Below are 15036 nucleotides of genomic sequence, written 5' to 3' on the forward strand. Positions count from 1 at the left end.
TCGCTCCTCGCACCTCAGGCAGCGGATAGGTCAGGACCCGGCGGCCTGCTGAGCGTCCTCGGCGAGGAGCTCGTGTGGCACCGGACAGCCTGCGGCGCTTGCCTTCTCGACCTTGGGTGCCGGACATCCCGGGCCGAAGGTGCCGAGTTCCTCCAGGCGGTAACCGTTGGGGTAGCTGCGGACCTGCTTGGTCTGGCGGCCGAACAGGGGCTCGGTGCGTGGCGGGAAGAACAGCCGGATCGCGAGGCCACGGGCCTTCAGACCGCCGCGCACCAGGATGCGCTCGACGAGGGTCGGCTTCGGGTACCTGAACGCGGTGAGGAGGCGATCGTCCATGAGCGCGAACGACATCCGGCGCACCACCGCGCGGGGGAGCAGCTTGTAGGGCATGAAGGTGCCCAGCAGGGCGAGCGTCGAGTCCGCGACGGCCAGGGCGTCGGGGCTGAAGGCGAAGTTGGCCGTCTCGTAGTCCTCGTAGAACTGCTTGAAACCCTCGTAGGTCTCCGGGATGTCCTTGATTCCCATGAGCTGCCCGACACGGCGGTAGTAGTTGGTGAGGCCGCGGATCTCGTGGTTGGTGAGCTTGCGCCACTCGTAGGCGTTCACCCACTCGACCGGGCACACCACGAAGGTCGAGAGCACGTAGAGGAAGTCGCTGTTCGGGATGTCGTACATGCCGTGCATCTGGTTGATGCGGCGGATGCCGGCGCGGCCCAGGGGGCTGTCGACGCCGTGCTCGATCGGGGCGTCGAGCAGGAGGACCGTATCGTCGTAGCGCTTCTGCGTCGACTCGGTGAACTGGCTCGTCTTGTACAGCAGATCGCCGATCGACGGCACCGCGTACGTACGGAACAGCGCGAAACTCAGTGCCTGAGTAATGCCCCAGGGGAACTCCTGGGTGGCGAGCGCCCGGGAGATGCCGGTGGGGTCGTTCTCGGCGTCCATGCGATCGATGTCGCCCCGCAGGTGATAGCGCTGCGCCACCCGGTTCTGGACGGCGTGCTTGGCGCGGGTGGCGAGAGTGGATGCAGTGGACATCTGCCATCTCCTGGTTCGACGGGGGTCTCGGTCTCGTGGTGGTGTGGCCGAGGACACACCACTTGGAACAGTACCGTGCCGATGTCTCATTGTGAACGCGCCGAAAGCGGCCCGTCTCCGAAGTGCATAACTACGGTTATGCCGCGCGTCGTCCGACTGTGCCCGCTAGTCGGACGTGTCCTTCCCGCTCATCGGGATCGGGGGGAACGGGAAGGACACGCCCTCGCGGGAGACGGGGTGACTCCGGGTTCGGCTGACCTGCAGGTCAGGTCTTGTATAGGCCCACTATCGGGCCGTCCCCACGACGGTCGCCGAGCCGGCGGCACCGGGCGCCTCGCCGGGCAGTCGCCGGATCATGGCGTCGTCGAGGGCACCCGGTGCGGGGTAGGCGCGGCGGCTGTGGGTGACGCCGAGCGTCACCATGTCGACGGCCAGACGCACCGACCAGGGACCGGGGTCGACGACCGGAACGGTGAGCCGGTCGCGCAGGACCGGGACCACCTGGTGCATCGTGGTGCTGGCGAGAACGATCGTGTCCGCACCGTCCTCGGCGACCGCGCGCTCGGCGAGGACGCACAGCGCGTCGATCACGTCGGGCTTGTCGGTGAGCAGACGCTCGACGTCCGGTGCGGCGTCGGACAGCGATCGCGTGGACGCCAGGGCCTGGGTCATTCCGTAGGTGACCGCGTTCTTCCGGCAGTTGTGGGCCCAGCGCTCGAAGGTGCTGATGATCGAGAACCTGCGGCCCAGCAGGCCCGCCACGTGCATCGCGACCTCACCGGGGCCCACCACGGGGATGTCGAGGCGGGACCGCAGCACGGCCAGACCCGAGTCCGAGGCGGTGTCGATGCATACCGCGTCGTAGCCCTCGTCCTGGGCGGACAGGCCGGCCTCGATGACGCCCCACTCGATGAGGAAGTTGTCGTAGGCGCTGTCGGCGAGCTTCCCGGAGGCACGCACCGGCACGTAGGTGACGGTGACGTTCTCGCCGAGCATCCCGGGTGACAGCTGGTCCGCACGCCGGCGGACGGCATCCGCCGGGAGCGGGAACGGCACGATCACCTTGATCGCGATGCCGTTCCCGCCGCGGCCTGAGGAGGTGGTCACCAGACGGCGCCTTCGGCGAATTCCTCGCCCTTGGTGCCGCTGGGTTCCGTTCCGCGGCGCAGCACGCCGTCGGTCTTGCGATTCACCCACGACGCGATCGCGACGTAGGCGACGAAGGCGATCGCCACCGAGATGAACCAGCTGTACAGGTACAGGTCGGCCATCGAGGGGATCAGCTTCAGGGCCAGCACTCCGGCCGTGGTCACGGCGAGCACGCCGATCGCGACCGGGTTGAAGCCGTTGATGTAGCGGTAGCGTCCGTGGACCTCGTACAGGGCGTCGACGTCGAGGCGTCCGCGGCGGATGACATAGTCGGCGACCATCACGCCGGTGGCCGGTCCGAGGAAGGTGCCCAGGTTGGCCAGCAGGTCGTAGAAGCTGGCCGAGTCGCGCATCCAGTACCAGGGGCAGTACAGGAAGGCGCCGACGATGGCGGTCACCGCTGCGGTCTTGAAGGTGAACACCTTGGGGAACAGGTTGACCAGGTCGTAGGCCGGGGACACCAGGTTGGCCGGGATGTTGACCGAGATTGTGGCGACGGTCAGCAGGATCGCACCGATGATCGTGACCCACGGGATGTTGATCGCGGTCAGGACGGCGCCCGGATCCCACAGTGCCTCACCATACTTGGCCTGCGTACCGGACACGACGATGGCGGACATGCCGTAGTAGATGACGGTGCCGAGGGGCAGGCCGATCAGGGTGCCGATGGTCTGCGACTTGTTCGACTTCGCGAAGCGGGCGACGTCGGGGTAGTTCAGGATCATCGTGATGAAGCCCGAGTTCATGAACGTCGCGACAGCCGGGATGAGGCCGTATGCCACGAAGGCCGGCACGGTGTCGTGGGTGGCGTTGTCGGTGTTGAACACCGGGCCGAGGCCGTTGCCCGCATCGATCGCCCAGCCGACCAGGACGGCCATGACGACCAGCACCAGCGGGCCGGCCCAGACCTCGAAGCGGCGGACGGTCTCCATGCCGTGGTTGATGACGACGAAGTTGATCGCCCAGAAGATCAGGATCGACAGCCACATGTTGAGGGTCAGACCCCAGAACTCCCCGTCCATGTCACGCCAGAAGCCGAAGACCTGGCTGAAGAGAGCGTTGAGAACCGAGGCGCCCAGGTAGTTCTGGATGCCGAACCAGAAGATCGCGGTGATGCCGCGCAGGATGGCCGGGATGTTGCTGCCCCAGACGCCGAATGCCGAACGGGCCCAGACCGGGAACGGGATCCCGAAGCGGCTGCCGATCCGGCCGGTGATGATCAGCAGACCGACCTGCATGAGGCAGGCGATGAACACCGAGACGAGGGCCTGCACCGCGGTGAGGCCGGTGCCCATCAGACTGCCGATGACGGCGAAGCCGAAGATGTTGTGCACCATGCCGAGCCACAGCGCCGTGTAGCTCCATGCACCCCAGGTGCGCTTTCCCTTCGGGACGGGCGCGAGGTCGTCGTTCTTGAGTTGGGTGGCGCTACCGGGCGGTGGGTTCAAGGCCTCCGGTGGGGAGTCGATGATGGCCATGGGGTCCTTTCGGGCAGAGGGAATCCGCGGAAAACAGGTGGATAGGGGTCGTACGGATTCCGTGGGATCAGGACACGATCGAGCGAACTGCGCTGTTCACGGGATCGAGGATGGGGATGCCGAGCTCGGCTTCGAGGTCCTCCGCCAGGGGCGCGAGGGCTGTGCAACCGAGCACGACGCTCTCGACCCCGTTGTCGAGAGTTGTGATGAGTTCGCGGATGCGGGAGGTGATCGCCGGCAGGTGATCGCGACCCCCGCGGGCGAGGGAGGCGGCGTCGATGCCGACCGAGGTGACCGAACGGCAGTGGTCGGTCAGGTCGTAGGCGTCGACGAGGTCGCGCATGATCTCCTCGGCGTCGACCGACGCCGCGACGATCGCGAAACCGCCATGGGTCAACGATGCGTATTCCAGTGCGTTGCGGGCAATCCCGACGACCGGGCGCGTGGTGTGGGCCTGGAGCTCGGGGACGCCGGGATCGCCGAAGCAGGCGATGACGATCGCGTCGAAGTCGTCGAGCCGGCCTGCCACCTCGTGATCGAGCATGGCCTCGATGGCGATCTCCTCGTCGGCGCGGGTGTTGATGCCCTCGGGGGAGTCGGTCATCCGCAGGACTTCGATCTCTGCGTCGGGCAATGCATTTCGCGCTGACGAGGCGATCATCGCGGTCATCAGCTCGCTGGAATTGGGGTTGATGACGAGGACGCGTCGGGTCATGTTCAGGGTCGTTTCAGTAGGCGGAGGTCGAGTTGCGGGTCTTCTCGAGGTAGTTGTCACCGGAAGTGATCGGCGGGTACTTCGGACCCTCCGGTCCCACGGTGGTGGGGACGGCTTCGATCAGTGCGTCGACGTTGGGCTGGTGGAAGAACGGGATGGACAGGCGGCGGTTGCCCAGGTGGACCACCGGGGGATTGGCGACGCGATGCACCGTCGAGACCCAACGGTCGTTCGTCCAGCGAGCCATGAGATCGCCGATGTTGATGACGTAGGAGCCGGGGATGTCCGGCACGAAGCGCCACTCGCCGTCCTGCAGTACCTGCAGCCCGCTGGGACGTTCGTCGCGGTGGAGGATGGTGACGCTGCCGTAGTCGGTGTGCTGGCCGAGACGCACCTCGTTGGGCTTGGTCTGCTCGCTCACCGGCGGGTATCCGTTGGCGAACAGCACCGAGCAGTGGTTGTCGCAGTAGGCGCGGAAGTAGTTCTCCTCCACGCCGAGAGCCAGCGCGAAGCCGCGGAGCAGACGGTCGGCGAGGTCTTCCATCGCCGCGAAGTAGGTCTCCCAGGTCTCGCGCATCTCGTCGCCATCGTCGGGCCAGACGTTGGCGTGGTCGAACAGGCCGCTGCCGGCGTTGCGCGGCGAACCCATGGAGAAGTACTCGACGAAGTCCTTCTCACCCATGCCGGTGCTCGAGGCGCCGAGTGACCGGGCAAGCGGCGGCATGTAACCGCGGCTGATGTCGGGGTTCGACACCGCGGCGGTCTCTTTCACCTCGGCGGGCAGTGCGAAGAAGGTCTCCGACGCCTTGTGCATCTTCTCGATGAGGGTCTCGTCGACACCGTGGTTGGTGATGACCAGGAAGCCGACTCGCCGGTTGGCCTCGTCGATCTGCTCGGCCACCTTCATCCGGTCGTCGAGGTGGGGCGAGGACAGTCCCGAGATGTCGATGACCGGGATGTCGGCGAGTGTGAGGGTGTCTGCGGTGCTCACAGCGGTACTCCTTCGGTGGGCAGGGAGATGAGTGCTCCGGGCGAGGCCGGGTACGGCTCGGTCGCGGTCATGTCGGTGAAACGATCTGCCACCCAACCGATGTGGTACGGCGAGGCGAAGAGGGTGTCGACCTGCAGATGGCTGATGAGCCACGCGCCGTCGGTGAGTTCGAACTTCACGTCGTAGTCGAGGCCGACCCAGGCGGGCAGTGTGCCGTTGCGGATCGCGGTGGGCTCGAGGCACATCCACCGACCGCGGCCCGCGGTGGCGTCGGCGTCGACGTCGACGATGGCGTTGGCGATGTAGTGCAGGGTGAACGGCTGACGGGTGAAGACGGTCGAGAAGTGTGCCGCGATCGCCTCACGGCCCTCGGCGCGGCCGAAGGAGACGTTGCGGCCCACGCCCTCCCAGATCGCGTCGGGGGTGAAGTGGGCGACGATCTCGTCGACGTTCTTGTCGATGTCGCAGGAGCGCAGATACGACGACATGCGGTGATCGATGGCGGTGTTCGCTTCGATCCGCGCGAGCCGCAGCTCGAGGTCGGAACCGGTCATGATAAATGTCCTCGGGGGTTGTGGGAGAAGCGTGGTCAGGGAGTGGTGAGTCCGATGCCGGCGGTGGCGCGGGTCAGATATCGGCCGCGGCCTGCACGGTCGCCCTCGGCAGTGAGAACACCGTCGTGGGCGACCAGATCGCCGCGGGAGTAGACGGCGTCGATCCGTCCCGTGAGGTCCCAGCCCTCCCAGAGCGTGTAGTCGATGTTCTGGAGCTGGGTGTCGGCGCTGACCGGGGTGGTGCCCTCAGGGTCGAAGATGACGAGATCGGCGTCGGACCCCGGTGCGACGACGCCCTTTTTGGGGTAGAGCCCGAACTGGCGGGCCGGTTCTGCGGCGGTCACCGACACGAACTGGCTCGACGTGAGCCGACCCGACGCGACACCTTCCGACCAGGTCACGATCATGCGGTGCTCGACGCCCGGTCCGCCGTTGGGGATCTGACGGAAATCGTCGCGGCCCAACGACTTCTGACCGTCGAAGCAATAGGGGCAGTGGTCGGAGCTGACGATGCCGAGCACGCCGGTGTCCAATGCGGACCACAGTGCGTCGTGGTGATGCTTCTCCCGCAGCGGCGGGGTGAGAACCGCCTTCGCACCCTCGAAGCCCGGGGCGTCGTACAGCTCGGGACCGAGGGTGAGGTAATGCGTGCACGTCTCGGCGGTGATCGGCCAGTCCTCGCGACGGGCCTCGGCGACGAGCTGTGCGGACTCCTCGGTGGAGAGGTGGACCAGGTACAGCGGGGCGTCGGCCATGCGCGAGATGCGGATGGCGCGCGCGACCGCCTCGGCCTCGGTCTCCGGCGGGCGCGAGAGCAGATGTCCGCGCGGGCCGGTGACGCCCTGGTTCACGAGATCGCGGGCGAGGACGTCGATGACGTCGCCGTTCTCGGCGTGGACACACACCTGCATGCCGGCCGACCCCGCGGTCCGGAGCACCTCGAACAGCTCACCGTCGTTGAGCATCAGCGAGCCGCGGTAGGCCATGAAGGTCTTCACACTCGTGACGCCGGAGCGTGCCAGATCGTCGAGCTGGGTGGGCAGGGTGTCGTCGAAGCGTGCGATCTGGGCGTGCAGGCCCCAGTCGATCACGGCCTTGTCGGCGGCATCGGCGGCGTGCGACTGCACCGAATCCCAGACGTCGAGACCGGGCAGCTGGGCGCTGTAGTCGATGATCGTCGTCGTTCCGCCGACGGCCGCGGCCCGGGTGCCGGTGTAGAAATCGTCGCAGGTGGCGGGGTCGAAGGACCGGGAGTCCATGTGGGTGTGCGCGTCGACACCGCCGGGTAGGACGAGTTTGCCGGTGCAGTCGACGATCTCGGCGTCGGCGACCTCGCCGAGCGGTCCGACCTCGGCGATGGTGTCGCCGACGATGAGCACGTCGGCATGGATGACCGACTGTTCGCCGACGACCCGGCCGCCGCGCAACAGGATTCGACGGCTCATGCGGAGACCTCCGCGCGGACGGCGCCGACGATCTCGGCGTATGCGACCGGGTCGGTGATGCCCTCGGTGCTGATCAACAGGACGTGATCGTCCGGGCCGACCAGTCCGGGCTGGGCGAGCAGGGCGGCAAGCCCGGCGGCGCCGCTCTCCCCGGATTCGATTCCGACACGGGCGAACAGGCGCATCGCGTCCCGGGCGTCGTCGTCGGTGACGGTGATCGCACTCTGGACACCGGCCTGCAGCACCGGCCAGGCGATCGGCGAGATCTCACCGCAGTTGAGGCCGGCCATGATCGAGTCGATCGTGCCGCTCGACTGCGTCGGTGCGCCGGCGGCGATGCTGGGTGCCAGGCAATCGGCGGAGGTCGGCTCGGAGGCGAGGATCCGGGCCCCGGTCGGTGCGAACGACCGCACCATCGAGGCCGCGAACGACCCGACGCCGACCTGCACGACCGCGACGGTGGGTGCCGGAACATCCTGCGCCGCCAGCTGTTCGAGGGTCTCGTGCGCGATTGTCGCGTAGCCTTCGACGACCCAGCGGGGGACCTCGTCGTAACCCGGCCAGGCGGTGTCGGCGATGACAGCATGCGTATCGGAGTCCATCGAGGCGGCCCGGCGCACGGTCGCGTCGTAGTCCCCGTCGTGCACGATGACCTGGGCGCCCTCGCTCTCGATGGCGTCGATGCGCGCCGCCACCATGTCGTGGGGCACCAGGATGATCGCCGACAGTCCGAGCAGCGCTGCCATCCGGGCGACGGCCCGGCCGTGGTTGCCGTCGGTGGCCGCAACCAGCGTCGTCAATCGCGACGGTGAGTCCTTCTGCGCCGCAACAGCTTCGCGGAGCGCATCGATCGTGCGCAGCCCGGTGCCGCCGAGGCGTCGGTCGACCTCGCGGGCGACCGCCCAGGAGGCGCCGAGGATCTTGAAGGCCGGCAGGCCGAGGCGGCTCGACTCGTCCTTGACCGACACCCGCGCGACGCCGAGCCTCTCGGCGATCTCGGGACGGTCGAGGAGCGGGGTCGCCTCGTAACCAGGCAGGCCGCGATGGAAGTCGCGGACCGCCGCGCCGTCGAGAGGTTCGACCGCAGCGGGGTTGTGGGCGTCGTTGGCGATCACCTGTGACGTGGCGGTCATGAGCGTGCTCCCGAAGAGAGGATGCTCTCGACGATCGCGGCGAAACCGGCGGCGGCACGGGCGAGATCGGCGACGGCGATGGACTCGTCGACGGTGTGCGCCTGATCTTCTTCGCCGGGGCCATAACCGATCGACGGGATGCCGAGAGTGCCGGCCGAACCCGATGCGTTGGTGCAGAACTTGTAGGTGCCCAGCTCGGACGGCAGACCCGCGGCGTCGAGTGCGGCCTGCGCCTCGGTCACCAGCGAGCTCTCCGGGTCGGTGAGCCACGCGAGGGCGAAGTTCGGGAACCGGACGTGGGTGCCGTTGTAGGTGGTGAAGTCGTCGTAGGCGATCTCCACGCTGCCGGTGGTGCCGTGCTTGGCGCAGATCTCGTCGACGATCTCGCGGATCGGTCCGAGCACGTTCTCCTCGGTCTCGCCGACGAGTAGGCGGCGGTCGAACGTGGCCTGGCAGAGGTCGGGCTGGACCGACAGGCCCGGGTAGGGACGGGAGATGATGTCGGTGAGGACGAGGATGCCGTCGCCGAGCTCGTCCTGGTGGGGGACCGGCACGTCGCGCAGGGCGACGATGACGTCGGCCATCACCTGCGCGGCGTTGATGCCCGCGGTCGGGTGGGCGGAGTGGCTGGACTTGCCGTGCACGCTCACCAGGACCTCACCGCGGCCGCGCTGGCCGTGGTTGAGTCGCAGGTTGGTGGACTCGGCGGTGATCACGAAGTCGGGCTTGACCCGCTCGCACACCTTGACCAGGGCGGGGCCCTCGGCGAGTTCCTCGGCGATGGTGCCCGAGAGCACCAGGGTGCCGACCTTGCCGTCCTTCAGGGCGGCCAGCCCGTACAGCGCGGAGGCCGTCGGGCCCTTCATGTCGGCGGTGCCGCGGCCGTAGAAGCGGCCGTCGTCGGCGATCTCGCCCCACGGATTGTGCTCCCACACGCTCTCGTCGGTGACCACGACGGTGTCCATGTGGCCGTCGATGAGGACCGTGGGGCCCTCACCCAGCCGGATGGTGCCGATGACGTTGCCCCATTCGTCGACCTCCACGGTGAATCCGAGCTTCTCCATCTCGGCGATCAACAGGGTCGCGGCGTCGGCCTCTTCCGAGGAGTAGCTGCGAGCGGCGATGTAGCGGGTGAGGAACTCGATCATCGATGCTTCGTCGATCGCGTACGCGGGGACCGTCATTGGTGCTCCGTTCATGGGGGTTCGTCCGGGGAATGTGGGATGTCGGTGGTCTTGACGTGGTTGTCGGTGCGGAACTGTTCTCTAGTGCGGTGTCGCGGCGGTGAGGACGTGACCGGTACGAGCACCCGTGTGTCGACCGTTACGCCAGGTGGGCACGCCGCCCACGAACACCGTGTCGACGCCCGGGCTCAGGTTGCACGGGTCGTCGTAGGTGGCGGTGTCGACGAACTCGTCGAGATCGAGCAGGACGAGATCGGCGCGCAGGCCCTCGGCGATGCGGCCCCGGTCGGTGAGACCGAGGAGGTCGGCGGGGCGACTGGTCATGCGGCGCACCGCATCCTGGACCGAGATCAGGTGATCGCGGTGGGCGTAGCGGCCCAGTACCCGTGCCGACGTCCCGTACAGGCGGGGGTGGGGTCGCGGGGCGAACACGGCGTCTGACCCGACCATGGCGAGGGGATGGCCGAAGATCGAGGTCACCACCTCCTCGGTGGCGTAGTGGTCGATCATCGCCGCGTCCAGATTGGTGTCGACGAGGATGTCGAAGACCGCGTCCTCGGGCGAACAGTGCTGTTCGTCGGCAATCTGGGCGACCGTCTTGCCGATCTCCTCGGCGCGATCTCCGGAGGCCTGCACGATCAGGACGTTGTCCGGTCCGACCGAGCCGAGGATGTTCTCCCATCCGTCGATGCCGTTGCGGATCTCGTCGGCCATCCGGCGACGTTCCACGGCGTCGGAGACACGTGCCAGCACGCCGCGGGACCCCTCGGCGAAGGCATGCGGCGGCAGCAGCGCGGACAACAGGGTGCTGCCCGCGCCGTAGGGGTACTGGTCGAAGGTCAGCGAGATCTTGTCGGCCGCATCGGTGCACAGGTTCATCAGCTGATCGAGCAGGTCGCGGTTGCCGATGAGCTTGAGGTGCGAGATGTGCAGGGGGGCACCGGTCTTCTCCGCAGCGGAGACGAACTCGCCGATCGAGTCGAGGATCTTGGAGGCCTCGTTGCGGATGTGCGGGACCACCGGGACGCCGTAGGACGCCGCGACCTCGGCGACCGCGACGAGCTCGTCGGATTCCGCGTAGAGGCCGGGTGCGTAGATGAGGCCGAACGACACGGCTCGAGCGCCGGCATCGAGACCTTCGGCGACGAGTTGCTGGATCTCGTCGAGCTCCTGCCGCGAGGGGCGTCGTGCCGCCGGACCCATGACCACCTCACGTACCGCTGAGTGCGGGACGCAGGTGACGATGTTGGTGGACGGTCGCGCGGCGTCGACCGACGCGAGGTAGGAGTCCAGGCCTGTCCAATCCCACGGGGCCGCACCGGGTTCCAAGCCGGCGAGGTAGGTGCGCCGGTCCTCGATGCCGTCCGCGCGGACCGGGGCGGGGCCCAGACCGTCGGGGCAGAGGAGTTCGGTGGTGAACCCGCTGGCGATCTTCGGGGCGAGCTCGGGGTCGGAGAAGAGCCGAATCGCGCTGTGCGCGTGGAGATCGATGAAACCTGGGACGAGCACGCGGCCGCGGCCGTCGACCACCTGGTCGAAGCCGCCGCGGGCCGCGGTGGTGTCCGGGTGCTGGTGGCCGCGCAGTCCGACGATCTTTCCGTCGGCGACATCGACGTCGAGTTGTTCCACACGCTCCTCGTCGATCACCAAAGCGCCTGAGATGGTGAATGATTCGGTGGTCTCGGTGTTCACCGGGCGCCTCCCCTCACTTGTATTACAACTGGGCACGGATGAAGAATTCACCGCCTGTATTACAAGTTGTGTTTCGCATTGTTAACAACGTGTATCCAGCTCTGCTCGACAGGATTTGGGACATGGTTCGTGTCACAATGGCGGCATGCCGCAGAGCCAAGCGCCCGTCACCGCGGCCGGCCGCAATTCCAAGGCGAGCTCCCGCCGCAGCCGCAATCTGGCCGGCGAGGTCCGTGCCGCCCTACTCGAGGACTTCATCCTGTCCGGGCTGGTCCAGCCGGGTGACTACCTGCCTTCCGAGGCCGACCTGTGTCGTCGCTACGACGTCTCACGCATCACCGTCCGTGCCGCACTCGCCGGACTGAACGAGGCCGGATACATCCGCTCCCAGCAGGGTCGCGGGAGTCTGGTCGTCGGTACGCCGGAGGTCTTGTCATCAGGACTGTCACAACTGGCGTCGGTCGAGACGTACGCCGCATCGCAGGGCAAGAAGGTCTCGACCAAGGACCTCGTCATCTCAGAGATCGGCCTCGACAAGGCGTCTGCGGCGGCGCTGGGACTACGACCGGGTACCCCTGCCGTCGAGATCCGCCGGGTGAAGCTGCTCGGCGGCAAGCGCATCGGCTGGATTCTCGACATCGTCCCCGTCGAGGTGGCTTCGCGCGAGCTGCTCGAGAAGCGTTTCGACGGTTCGGTGCTCGACGTGCTCGCCGGGCTCCCCGGAATGGGCAACATCTACAGCGACTGCACCCTGGTGGCACTCCCGCTGTCGGAGGAGATCGCCGGGAAGCTGGGCGTCGAATCCGGGTCACCGGCGATGCTGATGGACGAGGTCACCTACTCCGGTGCCGGTGAACCGATAAACCTCAGCAAGGCCTACATGCTGAACAAGCACTTCAACTTCGTCCTGCGGCGACGGTTGTCGCAGGTGTAAGTCGGGTCCGTCGTTCCCGCGGGACCAGTTCCTTCCCGCTTACTGGCTGGCGCACGCGGGAAGGAAACGACACCGCGGCAGGTAAACGCTCCCGCGGGAGTTCGGACCCTCAGGCGAACGGCGGCCGAGGATCGATGCGGCTGGAGATGCGGCCGACGGTCCGCCAGGCGCGCGCCACGAGGTCGGCGTCCTCGTCGGTGATCAGGTTGCCCATGACCCGGACGACCATCGACATCAGCTGCGGGGACCGGATGCCGGTGCGGCCGAGCGTCGGCACGGTCTGCGGCATCGTCAGGAGTCCGGCGAGGCGTCGGGCGGCGGAGAACGCGAGCCCGTAGTGGCCGACGAGGATGTCGCGCCAGCGGTCGGTGTAGTGGTCGGCGCCGAGAAGTTCGACCGCGAGCCGGGCGGTCTCCATCGCGTAGTCGATGCCCTCGCCGTTGAGCGGGTTGACGCAGGCGGCGGCGTCGCCGATGAGTACCCAGTTACGGCCGGCGACCCCGGTCACCGCACCGCCCATCGGCAGCAGCGCCGACGCGATGCGGACCGGCGGTCCGCCAAGTGCCCATTCGTCGTGAACCATTGCGGCGTAGTGCTCGAGGATCGGGCGAAGTGCCATGTGTGCCGGTCGTTTCGCGGTCGCGAGCGCGCCCACGCCGACGTTCACCAGTCCGCCACCTGCCCCGCCGTCGGCGCCGCCGAGCGGGAACACCCAGCCGTAACCGGGTAGGAGCTCACCGTCGGGGCCACGCAACTCCAGATGTGAACCCATCCAATGAGAGTCGGCGCGGGCCGAGGGCGCATAGGCGCGCGCCGCGACGCCGTAGGCGGTGTCCCGATGCCACTCGCGCCCAAGGGCTTTGCCGAGTCCCGAGCGAACCCCGTCGGCGACGATCAGGTCGCCGACGCGCACGGTGTGGGTGGTGCCGCCGGCAGCGAACGTCACCGCGCCGACCCGGTCGCCATCCATCGTCACGTCGATAGCCTTGGCGCCCTGCACCATTCGGACGCCCTTGCTCACCGCGTGCGCCCGGATCGCGTCGTCGAACTCGGTCCGTGCAACCGCGCTGCCGTAGGCGGGGAAGCGGCCCGACGGCCACCGGACCTGCTGCCGCGCGCCCCACCCGTTGAGGAGCAGGCCGTCGATGCGGGGCCGGTCGGCCACCAGCGAACCGAGGCCGAGCGCGTCGAGTTCGGCGATGGCGCGCGGGGTGAGGCCGTCGCCGCACGTCTTGTCGCGCGGGAACACCGCGGCGTCGACCAGGACGACGTCTCGACCGGCCGTCGCGGCATGTGCAGCGGCCGCCGACCCGCCCGGTCCCGCGCCGACCACCAACACGTCGGCGTGATCGGGGAAGGAGACATCCCGGGGCGTCGATTTCTCAGGGCTCACCCGAACAGTATGTCCGTACCCCGGACCGGATAGGCTCGGCAGGCAGGCGGGATCACGAGGACACTCGGGCCTCCGCCGACACACATTAGCCGGATCAGACGAGATGGGGCGGCGTAGCTGTGAAGTCCACATTCGCCGGGTTGGACCTGGTATCGGATGAGTTCGCCGAAACGGTGCGCTCCTCCTTGCAGAAGGTCGAGGACCTGCTGCTGGGGGAGCTCTCGTCCGGGGACGAGGTCATGACCGAGGCCGCGACCCACCTGGCCAAGGCCGGCGGCAAGCGGTTCCGGCCGATGTTCGCGATCCTCGCCTCGCAGTTCGGGCCGCGTCCCGACTCGGAGGACGTGATCACCTCGGCCACCGTCGTGGAGATGATCCACCTCGCGACGCTCTACCACGACGACGTCATGGACGAGGCCTCCATGCGGCGCGGCGCCCCCAGTGCCAACGCCCGCTGGACGAACTCCATCGCGATCCTCTCCGGTGACTTCCTGTTCGCCCGTGCCTCGCGCCTGGTCTCGACGCTGGGTCCCGAGGCGGTGCGCATCATCGCCGAGACCTTCGCCGAACTCGTCACCGGTCAGATGCGGGAGACCGTCGGCGTGAAGCCCGGCGCGGACCCCATCGACCACTACCTGCAGGTGGTGTGGGAGAAGACCGGTTCACTGATCGCGGCCGCCGCACGCTTCGGTGCGATGGCCTCCGGCGCGACCACCGATGACATCGAACGACTCTCCAAGATCGGCGACATCGTCGGCGTCGCCTTCCAGGTGTCCGACGACATCATCGACATCAGCTCGGTGTCGGTCGACTCGGGCAAGACCCCGGGCACCGACCTGCGCGAGGGCGTCCACACCCTGCCCGTGCTCTACGCACTCACCGGCGACGACGCCACGTCGGAACGACTGCGTGAACTCCTCGTCGGTCCCGACGGCGGTTCACGGCCGCTCACCGACGACGCCGAGGTCGCCGAAGCCCTCAAGCTGCTCGAATCGTCGGCCGGAATGGCAGCTGCGCGAGCGAAGCTGCAGAGCTTCGCCGACGAGGCCCACGCGATGCTCGCCGAGCTGCCGGAGACCCCGGCGCACAAGGCGCTGTCGTCGCTGGTGGACTACACCATCGACCGCGTCGGGTAGCAGGCTCACCAGCCTGGCTTCGACACGGCTCCTCGCTGCGCTCGTCGCCTGCTCAACCAGCAGAGGTCACACGGGCTGCGCTCGTCGCCTGCTCAACCAGCAGAAATCGACACGGCTCCTCGCTGCGCTCGTCGCCTGCACAACCAGCAGAGGACTGTTCTGTCGGCCGAGTAGCGCCGACCGAGCGAAGCGAG

At 67.8% G+C, this 15036-nt stretch carries 13 protein-coding genes; 2 read left to right on the top strand and 11 right to left on the bottom strand.

Translation table 11 applies throughout. The features are described 5' to 3' along the window. Positions 1 to 30: 30 nt before the first annotated feature. From OK17_RS22725 to OK17_RS22770, 10 genes are all read right to left on the bottom strand, one after another. Complete coding sequence (locus tag OK17_RS22725) at positions 31 to 1038, bottom strand: oxygenase MpaB family protein (protein ID WP_232715758.1); 1008 nt, start codon at positions 1036 to 1038, stop codon at positions 31 to 33. Between the two features lie 285 nt (positions 1039 to 1323). Beyond that, positions 1324 to 2145, bottom strand: a complete 822-nt coding sequence (locus tag OK17_RS22730) for an aspartate/glutamate racemase family protein (RefSeq protein ID WP_232715759.1) — start codon at positions 2143 to 2145, stop codon at positions 1324 to 1326. After that, positions 2142 to 3665 (bottom strand): cytosine permease, encoded by a 1524-nt coding sequence (locus tag OK17_RS22735; RefSeq protein ID WP_232715760.1) that lies wholly within the window; start codon positions 3663 to 3665, stop codon positions 2142 to 2144. The genes OK17_RS22730 and OK17_RS22735 overlap by 4 nt, the downstream gene beginning before the upstream one ends. Before the next feature lie 67 nt (positions 3666 to 3732). Beyond that, positions 3733 to 4380: an aspartate/glutamate racemase family protein gene (locus OK17_RS22740; protein ID WP_461418852.1), complete on the bottom strand. Its 648-nt coding sequence runs from the start codon at positions 4378 to 4380 to the stop codon at positions 3733 to 3735. A gap of 13 nt (positions 4381 to 4393) precedes the next feature. After that, positions 4394 to 5371, bottom strand: a complete 978-nt coding sequence (locus tag OK17_RS22745) for an isopenicillin N synthase family dioxygenase (RefSeq protein ID WP_232715762.1) — start codon at positions 5369 to 5371, stop codon at positions 4394 to 4396. Next, positions 5368 to 5925 carry a nuclear transport factor 2 family protein gene (locus OK17_RS22750; RefSeq protein WP_232715763.1) on the bottom strand — a complete coding sequence of 186 codons (558 nt, stop codon included), beginning with the start codon at positions 5923 to 5925 and terminating at the stop codon, positions 5368 to 5370. The genes OK17_RS22745 and OK17_RS22750 overlap by 4 nt, the downstream gene beginning before the upstream one ends. Positions 5926 to 5960: 35 nt before the next feature. Then, positions 5961 to 7370, bottom strand: coding sequence for a dihydropyrimidinase (hydA, locus tag OK17_RS22755; RefSeq protein WP_461418853.1), 1410 nt, complete (start codon positions 7368 to 7370; stop codon positions 5961 to 5963). After that, entirely contained in the window at positions 7367 to 8503 is a 1137-nt protein-coding gene (locus OK17_RS22760) for a diaminopropionate ammonia-lyase (RefSeq protein WP_232715765.1), read from the bottom strand. The genes hydA and OK17_RS22760 overlap by 4 nt, the downstream gene beginning before the upstream one ends. Continuing rightward, positions 8500 to 9687 carry a YgeY family selenium metabolism-linked hydrolase gene (locus OK17_RS22765; RefSeq protein ID WP_232715766.1) on the bottom strand — a complete coding sequence of 396 codons (1188 nt, stop codon included), beginning with the start codon at positions 9685 to 9687 and terminating at the stop codon, positions 8500 to 8502. Before OK17_RS22765 ends, OK17_RS22760 begins: the two co-directional genes overlap by 4 nt. 81 nt (positions 9688 to 9768) lie before the next feature. Then, entirely contained in the window at positions 9769 to 11379 is a 1611-nt protein-coding gene (locus OK17_RS22770) for an N-acyl-D-amino-acid deacylase family protein (protein WP_232715767.1), read from the bottom strand. A 145-nt stretch (positions 11380 to 11524) separates the two neighbouring features. Between OK17_RS22770 and OK17_RS22775 the strand changes: the two genes are divergently transcribed. Next, a complete protein-coding gene (locus OK17_RS22775) occupies positions 11525 to 12313 on the top strand; it encodes a GntR family transcriptional regulator (protein ID WP_232715768.1) in 789 nt (262 codons plus the stop codon). A 109-nt stretch (positions 12314 to 12422) separates the two neighbouring features. Here OK17_RS22775 and OK17_RS22780 read toward each other — a convergent pair whose 3' ends face one another. Next, a complete protein-coding gene (locus OK17_RS22780) occupies positions 12423 to 13706 on the bottom strand; it encodes a geranylgeranyl reductase family protein (protein WP_461418854.1) in 1284 nt (427 codons plus the stop codon). Positions 13707 to 13825: 119 nt separating this feature from the next. Between OK17_RS22780 and OK17_RS22785 the strand changes: the two genes are divergently transcribed. After that, positions 13826 to 14842, top strand: coding sequence for a polyprenyl synthetase family protein (locus OK17_RS22785; RefSeq protein ID WP_461418855.1), 1017 nt, complete (start codon positions 13826 to 13828; stop codon positions 14840 to 14842). Positions 14843 to 15036: the final 194 nt, after the last annotated feature.

This window comes from Gordonia sp. GN26, from assembly GCF_054823965.1.